The 12,303-nt window shown below is 72.6% G+C and carries 10 protein-coding genes; 3 read left to right on the forward strand and 7 right to left on the reverse strand.

Features of this window, described 5'->3' with window-relative positions:
- On the reverse strand, positions 1–1,326 hold a 1,326-nt coding region (locus D2L64_RS10310; RefSeq protein ID WP_119575144.1), incomplete at its 3' end, for a HAMP domain-containing protein.
- 154 nt (positions 1,327–1,480) lie between these two features.
- Between D2L64_RS10310 and D2L64_RS10315 the strand changes: the two genes are divergently transcribed.
- Positions 1,481–3,553, forward strand: coding sequence for a SpoIIE family protein phosphatase (locus tag D2L64_RS10315; protein ID WP_119574819.1), 2,073 nt, complete (start codon positions 1,481–1,483; stop codon positions 3,551–3,553).
- A gap of 38 nt (positions 3,554–3,591) precedes the next feature.
- Here the strand turns inward: D2L64_RS10315 and D2L64_RS10320 are convergent, their stop codons facing one another.
- Positions 3,592–4,938, reverse strand: coding sequence for an FAD-binding oxidoreductase (locus D2L64_RS10320; protein WP_119574821.1), 1,347 nt, complete (start codon positions 4,936–4,938; stop codon positions 3,592–3,594).
- 82 nt (positions 4,939–5,020) lie between these two features.
- On the opposite strand from D2L64_RS10320, the gene D2L64_RS10325 reads away from it, so the two are divergent.
- Complete coding sequence (locus D2L64_RS10325; protein WP_119574823.1) at positions 5,021–7,117, forward strand: S9 family peptidase; 2,097 nt, start codon at positions 5,021–5,023, stop codon at positions 7,115–7,117.
- A 121-nt stretch (positions 7,118–7,238) separates the two neighbouring features.
- On the opposite strand, the gene D2L64_RS10330 is transcribed toward D2L64_RS10325, so the two are convergent.
- The 4 genes from D2L64_RS10330 to D2L64_RS10345 form a co-directional block, all read right to left on the reverse strand.
- Positions 7,239–8,762 (reverse strand): FtsX-like permease family protein, encoded by a 1,524-nt coding sequence (locus tag D2L64_RS10330; protein WP_119574825.1) that lies wholly within the window; start codon positions 8,760–8,762, stop codon positions 7,239–7,241.
- The gene (locus D2L64_RS10335) at positions 8,759–9,460 is read right to left on the reverse strand and encodes an ABC transporter ATP-binding protein (protein ID WP_119574826.1); all 702 of its coding nucleotides are present in this window, start codon (positions 9,458–9,460) and stop codon (positions 8,759–8,761) included. Before D2L64_RS10335 ends, D2L64_RS10330 begins: the two co-directional genes overlap by 4 nt.
- The gene (locus tag D2L64_RS10340) at positions 9,457–9,993 is read right to left on the reverse strand and encodes a PadR family transcriptional regulator (RefSeq protein ID WP_119575146.1); all 537 of its coding nucleotides are present in this window, start codon (positions 9,991–9,993) and stop codon (positions 9,457–9,459) included. Before D2L64_RS10340 ends, D2L64_RS10335 begins: the two co-directional genes overlap by 4 nt.
- 102 nt (positions 9,994–10,095) lie before the next feature.
- Positions 10,096–10,251, reverse strand: a complete 156-nt coding sequence (locus D2L64_RS10345; protein ID WP_199714496.1) for a hypothetical protein — start codon at positions 10,249–10,251, stop codon at positions 10,096–10,098.
- 272 nt (positions 10,252–10,523) lie between these two features.
- Between D2L64_RS10345 and D2L64_RS10350 the strand changes: the two genes are divergently transcribed.
- Positions 10,524–10,748 carry a helix-turn-helix transcriptional regulator gene (locus D2L64_RS10350; RefSeq protein ID WP_119574828.1) on the forward strand — a complete coding sequence of 75 codons (225 nt, stop codon included), beginning with the start codon at positions 10,524–10,526 and terminating at the stop codon, positions 10,746–10,748.
- A gap of 19 nt (positions 10,749–10,767) precedes the next feature.
- Here D2L64_RS10350 and D2L64_RS10355 read toward each other — a convergent pair whose 3' ends face one another.
- On the reverse strand, positions 10,768–12,303 hold the full coding sequence (locus tag D2L64_RS10355) for a SpoIIE family protein phosphatase (protein WP_119574830.1): 1,536 nt from the start codon (positions 12,301–12,303) through the stop codon (positions 10,768–10,770).

Below are 12,303 nucleotides of genomic sequence, written 5' to 3' on the forward strand. Positions count from 1 at the left end.
CGTGACCTCGTCGGCGAACGACGACAACTGATCCACCATCGTGTTCACCGTCGACTTCAACTCCAGGATCTCACCCCGGGCATCCACCGTGATCTTCTGCGACAGGTCACCCTTCGCGACCGCGGTGGAGACCTGGGAGATGTTGCGGACCTGACTGGTCAGGTTCCCGGCGAGCTGGTTGACGTTCTCGGTCAGGTCCCGCCAGGTGCCGGAGACCCCACGTACCTGGGCCTGACCGCCGAGCTTGCCCTCGGTGCCCACCTCACGGGCCACCCGGGTCACCTCGTCGGCGAACGACGACAACTGATCCACCATCGTGTTGACGGTGTCCTTGAGTTCGAGGATCTCCCCCTGCGCGGCCACGGTGATCTTCTGCGACAGGTCGCCCCGCGCCACCGCCGTGGAGACCTGCGCGATGTTACGCACCTGGGCGGTCAGGTTCGACGCCATCGAGTTGACGCTGTCGGTCAGGTCCTTCCAGGTGCCGGCCACGTTGGGCACCTCGGCCTGGCCGCCGAGCTTGCCCTCGGTACCCACCTCACGGGCCACCCGGGTCACCTGCTCGGCGAAGAGCCGCAGGGTGTCGGTCAGCGAGTTCATGGTGTCGGCCAGCTCGGCGACCTCACCCCGGGCGCTGACCGTGATCTTCTGACTCAGGTCGCCCTTCGCCACGGCGGTGGCCACCTGGGAGATCGACCGCACCTGCCCGGTGAGGTTCGACGCCATGGTGTTCACCGAGTCGGTGAGGTCCTTCCAGGTGCCGGCGACCCCGCGTACGTCGGCCTGGCCGCCGAGCTTGCCCTCGGTACCCACCTCGCGGGCCACCCGGGTCACCTCGTTGGAGAAGGACGAGAGCTGGTCGACCATGGTGTTGACGGTCCGGCCGATCCGCAGGTACTCACCGCGCAGCGGGCGGCCGTCGATCTCCAGTGCCATGTGCTGGGTGAGGTCACCGTCGGCGACCGCGACGATGACCCGGGCGATCTCCGTGGTCGGACGACCCAGGTCGTCGATCAGCGAGTTGACCGCCCGCTGCCCCTCCGCCCACGAGCCGTCCAGGCCCTCCTCGTCCAGCCGCTCGGTCAGCCGGCCGTCGCGCCCGACGACCCGGCTGATCCGGCGCAGGTCCAGATGTTGCCGCTCCTGCAACGACACCACGTCGTTGAAGGCGTCCGCCACCTCACCGGCCGCGCCCTGGCGCCGGGGCAGCCGCACCTTGAGGTCGCCGCTGCGGACCCGCCGCAGCGCCTCCGCCAGCTCGGTGAGGACCGCCTCGTGGTCGGCGGCGGTGCTGCCCGCGATCGCCGACTGTTTCGCCGTGGTCATCATTCCTCGCTCAACTCGGGGTCCACCGGCTTGCGCCGGCCACCCCATCATTGTCCCCGTGAGCTTGAAACCGCCATGGCGCACCGCCGTCCGCGATCCGGACGAAGGGCGTGATCAGCTTGGCACCGGACCGGTAGCGGTGGAGGATACGAGGGTGTCAGCGGAGGCGGGGCCCGCGGTGACCCGAGGCCCAGACGAGCACGTACGGCGCGTCCGGCTCCCCGCCGATCGCCGTACGCCGGCGGCCGCGCGGGCCCTGGTCCGGTCGGTACTCACCGAGGCGAACCTGGACGAACTGCTCAACGAGGCACTTCTGCTGACCACCGAGCTGTCCACCAACGCCGTCGAACACGCCCGGACCGAGTTGGACGTCGAGGTGACCGCCGACGCGGCGGGGTTGACGGTCACCGTCTCCGACTTCGCCTCCGGCCCGGTCGACGAGCTGACGGTGGGGGTACGCAATGTGGCGACCGACATAGCCGAGGTCGCCGAACGCGGTCGCGGTCTGCTCCTGGTCGACCACTTCGCCAGCCGTTGGGGCACCACGTACCTGCCGACCGGCAAGGGGGTGTGGTTCCGGCTGGACCGCCGCGACTCGGCCGGGCCGCAGCCGGACGACTTCACCGCGCCCTCCGCCGACCCGGACGGCAGCGGACCGGCCACCAACACGCCCAGCGCCGGGGCGATGAGCGCGTTGATGCAGATCACCCCCGACCCGTACGCCGACGATCCGCTGCCCGACTTCGCCACCAGCCTGCTCAGTCGGGTGGCGGAGATGATCGGCGCGGCCGGGGGCGTGGTGCGGCTGGACCGGGGCGACGGCCTGGGCCAGCAGATCCTCGCCCGGTACGGCCGGCAGCCCCGGCCCGGCAACGAACTGCTCCGGGTGCCGCTGGCGGTGCACCGCCCGTACGCCGGGGAACTGGAGCTGGACGCGGCACCCACCGCGTACGCCCGGCCGCTGGCCCTGCTGACCGCCGAACGGCTGTCGCTGCACCTGGAGAACGACCGGCTGCGCCGCGCCGACGTCCGCCGGCAGGCCTGGCTGACCTTCCTCGCCGAGGCCAGTGAACTGCTGGCGCAGTCGCTGGACGTCGAGCTGACCATGGCGCTCGTCCCACAACTGGTGGTGCCGCGGCTCGGCCAGTGGTGTGCGGTACACATCACCGACGAGTGGGGTCGGCTCCGCCTCGCGGCGGCCAGCCACGCGGACGAGGCGTTGCTGCCGCGACTGCACGCCACCCTGCGTGAGGCCGGCCCCGATTCGGTGCAGGCCCGGTTGCGCGAGGCCAGCCGAAACGGCACCCAGACACCGCTCGGTGCGCCGATGGAGGGCTTCGCCGTGCCGCTGATCGCCCGCGGCCAGCGCCTCGGCACCCTCGCCGTCGGGCGGCACCAACGGCACCGGCACGATCCGGACGAGATCGCGGTGCTGGAGGACGTGGCCCGGCGGGCGGCGCTCGCGATCGAGAACGCCCGCATCCACGCGGAGCGCCGACGGGTGGCGCAAACCCTGCAACAGTCGCTGCTACCGCCGGTGTTGCCGGTGGTCGACGGCATCGGCTTCGCCGCCGAGTACGTCCCGACCGGCGGGGACGCCGAGGTCGGCGGCGACTTCTACGACGTGGTGCCGTTGCCGGACGGACGTTGGCTGGTGGTGATCGGGGACGTCTCCGGCAAGGGGGTTCAGGCCGCGGCGGTCACCGGGCTGGTCCGGGACGTCATCCGGGTACTGGCCGGGGACGGCAAGCCGCTGCCCGAGTTGTTGTCCCGACTCAACGAGACGTTGGTCGAGCGTGGTTCCGGCCGCTACTGCACGCTGGCGCTGGCGGCCGTCGGCCCGGGTGAGGGCGACCGGCTCGACGTCGGGCTGCACCTGGCCGGGCACGACCGGCCGCTGCTGCTGCGGGCCGGTGGGGCGGCGGCCGGTTTCGTCGGCACCGGCGGCACCGCGCTCGGCCTGCTCGACGCGATCTCCTCACCGACTGCGGAGATCACCCTCGAACCCGGCGACTGCCTGGTCTTCTACACCGACGGGGTGACCGAGCGCCGCCGGGGGCGGGAGTTGTTCGGCACCGGGCGGCTGCGCGACGCCGCCGTCCCGCTCGGCGGCTACTCGGCGGACGTGGTGGCGGCTCGGCTGCGCTCCACCGCGATCAACTTCTCGGTGGAGGAGCCCCGCGACGACATCGCCATCCTCGTGCTGCGCAACGACGCCACCGGCTGACCTCAGCTCGACCCGCACCACGGGCGGGCAGCGGTGGGTCAGAGGCCGCCGGGGAGGCGGCCGGGGGCCAGGCGGTGGCCCGGGTCGAGGTGTTGCTTGACGGCGCGGAGCCGGGCCAGGCCGGTCAGCTCGCCCCAGAGGTCGACGGCGCGCCGGACGGCGGGCGGCGCGGAGAGCACCACGCACCGGCCCCGTCGGGCGAGCAGCACGCTGCGGACCGCGACCAGGATCGCCGCCACCCGGTCGGGCGGGAGCGCGCCGGACAGGGCCGCGTGCACCACCCCCAGCCCGGCCGAGCCACGAACCGGCACCGGCGTGCCGGCCGCGTCGCGCAGCGCGTACACCGCCGCGTGCAGGTCGGTGATCGGCACCTCCAGCCGCAACGCGGTGTCGCCGGGAGCGAACGGGTAACTGCGCCACCACGGCGGCGCGGACCGGGCCACCGTGGTCCGCGAGCCGAACAGCGACACCAGCCGCTCGGTGCGCTCGGCCACGTCGGCAGGCCCGCCCTCAAGCAGTATCACCAGTGCGCCGGTGCCCGCCGGGCCGGCCGGTGCCCGCCCCGTCATCGACGGGTGACGGGCCATCGCCTCGGCCCGGCGGTCCCGCTGCGGCCGGGGTCCCGCGCCGGCCGGCAGGTCGAGCTCGACCGCGGCCGGGTCGAGTCGGGCGGCGAGCACCGCACGGATCAGGTCGTGCACCTCCAGCGGAGTCCACACCGGTCGGGTCACCCAGACCCGGCTGGCCGGGCTGGCCTGCACCCGCAGGGTGGCGCTGACCAGCACGCCCAGCGCACCCTGCGAACCGCACAGCAGCCGGGCCTGCGCCAGCCCGGCCGCCCCGCCACCGGCTTCGGTCAACTCGCCGTCGGCGGCCAGGTAGCGCAGGCCGACGAGTTGGTCGCAGGCGGTGCCGTGCCGGTGCCGCAGCGGGCCGGACTCGTCGGCGGCGAGTACGCCACCGACGGTGGCACCGGGCGACGGAGCGTCCAACGCGAGCCGCTGGCCGGTGCGCTCCAGGGTGGCCTGCACCGCCCGCAGCGGCGTGCCGGCGCCGACCTCGGCCGTGCCCTGCCCCGGTGGCTGGTGCCCGATGCCGGCGAGTCGGCCGGTGTCGAGCAGGATGTCGACCCGCTCGGGCACGGCACCCCAGTCGAGCTTCGTCCCGGCGCCGCGCGGCACCACCGTCAGGTCGTGCCGCGCGGCCAGCCGCAGCACCTGCGCCGCCGCGTGCGCGCCGCCCGGCACCGCCACCCACCGGGCCGGACGACCGGCCACCTCGTCGGCCGGACCGGCGAACCGGGCGAAGCGCGTACCGCAGATCTCGGTCAGCCGGTGGGCGATGTCGAGGGCACCGGACCCGCCGGTGGAACGTGCTGGCACCATGACTGCGATCGTACATGTGTTCGAACGATCGGGAAGGGACTTGCGCCACCCGGCGAGGGACGGCGGCCGGTAACGTGGCGCCGTGACCACCGAGACCTCCCCACCCGTGGCGAAGCGGGTGCCGACCGAGCGCATCCACCACGGCGACACCTTCGTCGACGAGTACGCCTGGCTTGCCGCCAAGGACGACCCGGAGACGATCGCCTACCTCGACGCCGAGAATGCCTGGACCGAGGCGCGGACGAGCCACCTGTCCCGCCTGCGTACGGAGTTGTTCGAGGAGATCCGGCGCCGCACCCAGGAGACCGACCTGTCGGTGCCGACCCGCAAGGGCGGGCACTGGTACTACACCCGCACGGTCGAGGGCCAGCAGTACGGCGTGCACTGCCGCCGGGCGGTCCGCGACGGCGAGACGACGCCGCCGATCAGCTCCGACGGCGCCCCGCTGGACGGCGAGGAGATCCTGCTCGACGGCAACCTCCTCGCCGAGGGGCACGACTTCTTCGCCCTGGGCGCCTTCGACGTCAGCCCGGACGGGCGGTTCCTGGCGTACTCAACGGACTTCTCCGGCGACGAACGCTTCACCCTGCGGATCAAGGATCTCGACAGCGGCGAACTGCTGCCCGACGAGATACCCGGCACCTTCTACGGCACCGCCTGGTCGGCCGACGCGTCGGTGTTGTGCTACGTCACAGTGGACGAGGCGTGGCGGCCGAACCGGGTGTGGCGGCACGTGATGGGCACCGCCGCCACCGACGACGTCGTGGTGCACGCCGAGGACGACGAACGGTTCTGGGTCGGGGTCGAGCTGACCCGTTCCGAGCGGTTCATCCTGATCGACATCGCCAGCAAGCTCACCAGCGAGGTCCGGGTGATCCCGGCCGACAACCCGACCGGCGAGCCGGCGGTGATCGCCCCCCGCCGGCAGGGCGTCGAGTACTCGGTGGAGCACCACGGACACCGGTTCCTGATCCTGCACAACGACGGTGCGGAGGACTTCGCCCTGGCGTACACGTCGGCGGACGCGCCGGGCGACTGGGTGCCGCTGATCGACCACTCCCCCGGCACCCGGCTGGAGTCGGTCGACGCCTTCGCCAACCACCTGGTGATCAGCTTGCGGAACAACGGTCTGACCGGGTTGCGGGTGCTGCCGATCGCCGGCGGCGACGGCCACGACATCGAGTTCCCGGAGCCGTTGCACACGGTCGGCCTGGACAGCAACCCCGAGTACCGGACCAGCCGGCTGCGCCTGCGTTACACCTCGCTGGTCGTCCCGGACTCGGTGTACGACTACGACCTGACGACCCGCGAGCTGACCCTGTTGCGGCGCCGGCCGGTGCTGCCCGGCCCGGACGGGCGGGCCTACCAACCGGAGGACTACGAGCAGCAGCGGGACTGGGCGCTGGCCGACGACGGCACCAAGGTGCCGATCTCCCTGGTCTACCGCCGGGGTACGCCCCGGGACGGTTCCGCGCCCTGCGTCCTGTACGGCTACGGCTCGTACGAGGCCAGCATGGACCCGTGGTTCTCGGTCGGTCGACTGTCCCTGCTGGACCGCGGGGTGGTCTTCGCGGTGGCCCACGTACGCGGTGGTGGCGAACTGGGCCGACGCTGGTACGACCAGGGCAAGATGCTGGCCAAGAAGAACACCTTCACCGACTTCGTGGCCTGCGCCCGGCACCTGGCGAAGGCGGGTTGGACCGCGCCGGACCGGTTGGTCGCCCGGGGCGGCTCGGCCGGCGGCCTGCTGATGGGCGCGGTCGCCAACCTCGCCCCGGACGCCTTCACCGGCATCGTCGCGCAGGTGCCGTTCGTGGACGCGCTCAGCACGATCCTCGACCCGTCCCTGCCGCTGACCGTCACCGAGTGGGAGGAGTGGGGCAACCCGCTGGCCGACCCGGAGGTGTACGCGTACATGAAGTCGTACACCCCGTACGAGAACGTGGCGGCGCTGGACTATCCGGCGATCCTCGCGATGACCAGCCTCAACGACACCCGGGTGCTCTACCACGAGCCGGCGAAGTGGATCGCCCGGCTGCGGGCCGTCGCGCCGCAGGGCGAATACCTGCTCAAGACCGAGATGGAGGCGGGTCACGGCGGGCCCAGCGGGCGCTACGACGCCTGGCGGGAGGAGGCGTTCGTCAACGCCTGGACCCTGGACCGGCTCGGCCGCGCCTGACCCGGCTCCGGCCGCCGATCCGTGCGGCCTCGGTGACCCGCCTGGTCACCGGGGCCGTGGCTGGCCGCCGCAGCCGAGTCCCGAACGGGTGGCGGGTCGGCCCGCTGGGCTGCCGTGCTGGTCAACCGACGCGCAGTTCCTCCAGCGCCGTGTTCGACCGCAGGAAGAGCACCCCCAGCCCAACCGTGAGCAGCACCGCAGCCACCGCGCCGCCGCCGACCATCGCCAGCTGTACCACCGGTACGTCCGGCGTGTGCACCACCCGTCCGACCTCGACCAACTCCGTGTACTCGGCGCGGGTGGCCGGGTTCTCGCACAGCTCCACCGTCGCCTGGCACACCTCCTGGGTGTAACCGCCGCGGACGGCCTCGCCGGTGAGGAGCCGACCGATGGCGTACCCGACGCCGAGCGCGACCAGCACGGCGGGCACCACGGGAGCCAGCATCTGCCAGAGGATCGAGGTGCCGATGGTGGCACGGGGCACGCCGATCGCCACCAGTGCGGCGTACGCCCGGCGGCGCGAGACGATCCCCTCGACCAGGGTGACCAGCAGACCTGCGGCGGCGATGGAGACGGCCACGGCGATCGCCAGGTCGATCAGGTCCATGGTGTCGAGATAGAAGGAGCCGTAGAGGCCGGCCTCGTCGTCGTAGCCGGCCTGCCGATTCTGCTCCCGCTGGAGCTGCTCGTTGAGCAGGAAGTACGCCCGGAACGCCGCCGCACCGCCACCGACGACCACCACAGCGAGCAGGGCGGCGAAGGTCCGGCTGCTGGCCCACGGGTCGTCGGCCAGCCGGCAGCCGGCGAGCAGGGCGGCCGGGCGTCCAGCGAAGCGGTGCAGCACCCGCCCGGCCAGGTACGAGAGCCAACCGGCGCCCAGGATCACCCCCATCACGGCGGAGAAGAGGCCGATCAGGACGACAACGGCCAACCAGTCGAGCCGCGCGTCTCGGAAGGCCCGCTGGATCGGCTCGATCATCGCCGCCGCCAGTACCCCGAACCCGATCAGCAGCGCGGGCCACGGGCGGGGTGACCCGCTGCGGGCGGCCCGCCGGAACACGCCCAACGGCGTGGCGGCGACCCGGCGCAGCAGCACGGCGGTGGCCAGCGCGGCGACGAGCGGCAGTCCCAGCACCACCGCCGCCATGGCCGGCACCGGTGGCAGTACGTCGGTGGGTAGGGCAAGCTGCCCGTTGGCGTCCGGGCGGTGCAGCAGTTCCCGCCCGACCAGGTACACCGCCAGGCCGACCAGGGTGCCGACCAGGCTGGCCAGGCCGGTCTCCAGCATCACGATCCGGGTCACCTGACCGGGTGTCGCGCCCGCCAGCCGCAGCGCGGCGAGCCGGCGGTCCCGCGCCGGGGCACCGAGCCGGGCGCTCTGACCGGCCAGGGCCAGCACCGGGATGGCCAGCAGCAGCAGCGCGAACGCGGTGCCGCCACGCAGCCCCGGCTCGCGCAGCAGCGCGTTGACGTACTGCTCGGACTGCTGGTGGGCGTCGCCGGGCGGCTTCTGGATGGCCAGCACGGTCAGCGCCGCCAACCCGGCGAGGGTGGCCAGGGCGGCACTCAGCGCGGTCAGGGCCACCCGGGCGGCGTCGGTGCGGTTGCCGGCGAGGGCCAGCCGGGTCAGCGTGCCGGGACTCACCGCGTGCCGCCGGCCATCGGGGCGTCGAGGCCCAGACCGGTGTGGTCGATCGCGCCGTCGCGCATGACGATCTCGCGGTCGGCGTACGCGGCGATCCTGGGCTCGTGGGTCACCATCAGCACCGTCGTACGCTGCCGGCGGGCGAGCCGGACCAGTTGGGTGAGCACCTGCTCGCCGGCGAGCGTGTCCAGCGCGCCGGTCGGCTCGTCGGCGAAGAGCACCTGCGGTTCGGTGACCAGTGCTCGCGCGGTGGCGCAGCGTTGCTGCTGGCCACCGGACATCTCGCCGGGCCGCACGTCGGCGAGTTCTGCCACGCCGAACCGGTCCAGCCAGGTGAGCGCCGCCGTCCGCGCCGCTCGCCGCCCCGTGCCGGCGAGCAACAACGGAAGGGCGACGTTCTCCGCCGCGGTCAGCTCCGCGACGAGCTGACCGAACTGGAACAACACCCCGAAGTCGGTACGCCGCAGTCGCGACCGGGCCGCCTCCGACCAGGTGTCGATCCGGTGGTCGCGCCAGATCACCTCACCGGCGTCCGGGCGCAGGATGCCCGCCAGGCAGTGCAGCAGGGTGGACTTGCCGCAGCCGCTCGGCCCGGTCACCGCGACGATCTCGCCCTCGGCGACGTCGAGGGTGAGACCACGCAGCGCGGGTGTCGGCCCGTACGACTTGACCAGCGCGCGTGCCTGAAGTTGTGTCACGAGTGCACCTCCCGGTGCCAGTCGGCGACCCGCTCCAGGGTGGTGCGCAGCCAGCGCAGGTCGGCGTCGAGATGGGCGATGGCGTAGTCGGCTGCCACGACGTCGTCGACGGTGGCCTCCGGTGCCGTCTTGAGCGCGGTCAGCTCGCGCAGCCGATCGGTGTGGGCCCGCCGCTGCGCGACGAGGTACGTCCGGGCCCGGTCCGCGTCGGCGTCCAGCAGCGCCACCACCACCTTGGCGAGCAGTGCGCTGTTGACATGCGGCATGGGTGGCTCGACAGTGCCCAACCACTGGTCCAGTGCCGCCCGCCCCTCGTCGGTCAGCGCATACGCGGTGCGGTCCGGCCCGGCGAGACGTTCGTGCCCCGCCGGGACCACCAGACCGTCCCGGAGCAGCCGGTTCAACGTCGCGTAGACCTGCCCGAACGCCAACGGGCGGGCCTGCGGTAGCCGCTCGTCGTACGCCCGCTTCAGGTCATAGCCGTGCATGGTGCCGGTGGCGAGTAGCCCGAGCAGAACGTGCGACGTGGACACGACGCCCACTATTCACTCAGCGAATAGCATCCGTCAAGCATTCCACGCCGAGTCCCGCGCCGGCGTCCTCAGCTCGGCCGCTCGGCTCGGCGACGGGATCGGTCATCGGGTCGGCTTGCGGATCCAGCCGAGGAACCGGACGTGGAAGTACATCGGCTCGGGTGGCGCTCCGAGCCGGGTCAGGTCGGCGGTCGCCTCCCTGAGCAGATCGGCCATGTCCAGCGCGAGCAGCCGACCAAGGCCGTAGTCGGCCGCCAACTCGACTCGGGCCTGCGCACACGGCCAGCCGTACGCGCAGGCGGCACAGAACCAGAGGGGCTTGACGGGGGCGTGGTTGCGTCATTCGGGGCTCCTGCCGGGGCGAGGCGGGCGGCAAACCCTCGGCCGCCGGGCTCGGCCGCCGGCAGCCGAGGGGCCTATCCCGATCCCAGCCCAATGCCCACCCCCTGTCAATGTTAGCGCGCCTCTATAGGCGTACCCACTAATGCGCGATCCTATTGGCAGGCAATCGTGCGCCTACCTTCCTTGGCATGGGCAAGGACCGTGGGCCTGGGCCCCTGGTGGCCGCTGGCGAGATCCTGGCGATGCTCGGCGTGGGGCGATCCCGCTTCCGCCAGATCGCCGCGCATCCGAACTTCCCGCAGCCCTACCAGGTGTTGTCGGTCGGCAAGATCTGGCTACGCGCTGACGTCGAGGAGTACATCCGCCAATACCGTCAGCCGCGCCCGTCTGTGGACGAGGACGAGCAGGAGTAGATCGCCCCTCAGGAACGTCTCAGCGGCGGCGCAGAGCGACGACGGCGACGTCGTCCTGGATCTCGTGCGGGGCGAGTTCGACGAGCAGGCGTTCGCAGAAGCGGTCCAGGTCGTCGTCCACCCGGGACGCACTGACCGACAGGGCGGCCAGTCCGTCGTCGATGGTGACGTCCCGCCGTTCGATCAACCCGTCGGTGTAGAAGACCATCGTCGCGCCGGGCGGCAGGACGAACTCCAGGTCCGCCGGGCGGGGCGCGCGTACGCCGAGCAGCGGCGCGGAGTGGTGCACGAACTCGGTCTTGCCGTCCTGACTGATCAACGGCGGCAGGTGACCGGCACTGGCCAGCCGGACGTGCCCGGTGGCCGGGTCGAACAGCAGGACGCAGATGGTGGCCAACTCGCTGGGCAGCAGCGTACGCATCAACTCGTTGACCCGGTGCAGGATCTCGCCGGGCTGGTGCCCCTCCACCGCGTACGCCCGCAGCGCGTGCCGCAGCTCGGCCATCACCGTCGCGGCGTGCAGGGAGTGGCCCGCCACGTCGCCGATGGCCAGCAGCAGGTGGCCGTCCAGCATCACCAGTTCGTAGAAGTCGCCGCCCACCTCGGTCCGGGCACTCGCCGGCTCGTACCGGACGGCCAGGTCGATCCCGGTGACCTCCGGGATGCGTTGCGGCAGCAGGCTCCGTTGCAGGGTCACCGCGATCCGGTGCTCCTCGTCGAAGGAACGCTGTGCCTCGACCGCGGACGCCACCGCCTGCGCCAACTGCCGCAGCACCGGGGTCCGGGCGGTCTGCGTGGCGGTGGGTACCACGACGTAGATCGGGGCGCGGTCCTCGCGCAGCCGGGCGGCGGCCACCGTCGCCGAGTCGTCCGGCGGCCACTCCACCAGCCCCCAGTGGACCGGGTCCTGCACCCGGACGGTCGCGCCGGTCGGCACCCCGCGGTCGTCGACGGTCCACGGCACGACCCGACTCTCGGCACCGGGCCCGGCACAGACCCCCGCCAGACAGTCACCGTCGAAGGTCTCCGCGACCACCGCCGCGGGACTCTTGAAGATCTCGGCGGCACCGGCCGCCGCCAGCTCCAACAGCCGGGGAAAGTTCGGCGCGGCGTGCACCGCCACGGTGGTGTCCGCGAGCCCGGTGAGCCGCTCGGCGAGCAGTTCGGCGCGCTGCCGGGCCTGGTAGTACCGCAGCACCGCGTGGGCGGTCGCGATCAGTTCCTCCGGCTCGATCGGCTCGGCCAGGTAGGCGTCCGCGCCCCGGGTGAGGCCCTGCGCCCGGTCGGCCGTGTCGACCGCGTGCGCCGACACGTGGATCACCGGCAGCGCGGGGTGCGCCGACTTGATCCGTTCACAGACCTCGAACCCGCTCAGGTCCGGCAGTCGGACGTCGAGCACCACCAGGTCGATCGGATCCACCCCGACCCGGCTCAGCGCCTCGCCCCCGGACTCGGCCTCGAGCACGGTGAACCCGGCTCGGGTCAGCCAGTTGACCAGGAGGTAGCGCTTGGTCCGACTGTCGTCGACCACCAGCACGGTCGTCGCGCCGTCCAC

Origin of the sequence: Micromonospora radicis, from assembly GCF_003583405.1 — a bacterium.
Lineage (GTDB): Bacteria > Actinomycetota > Actinomycetes > Mycobacteriales > Micromonosporaceae > Micromonospora > Micromonospora radicis.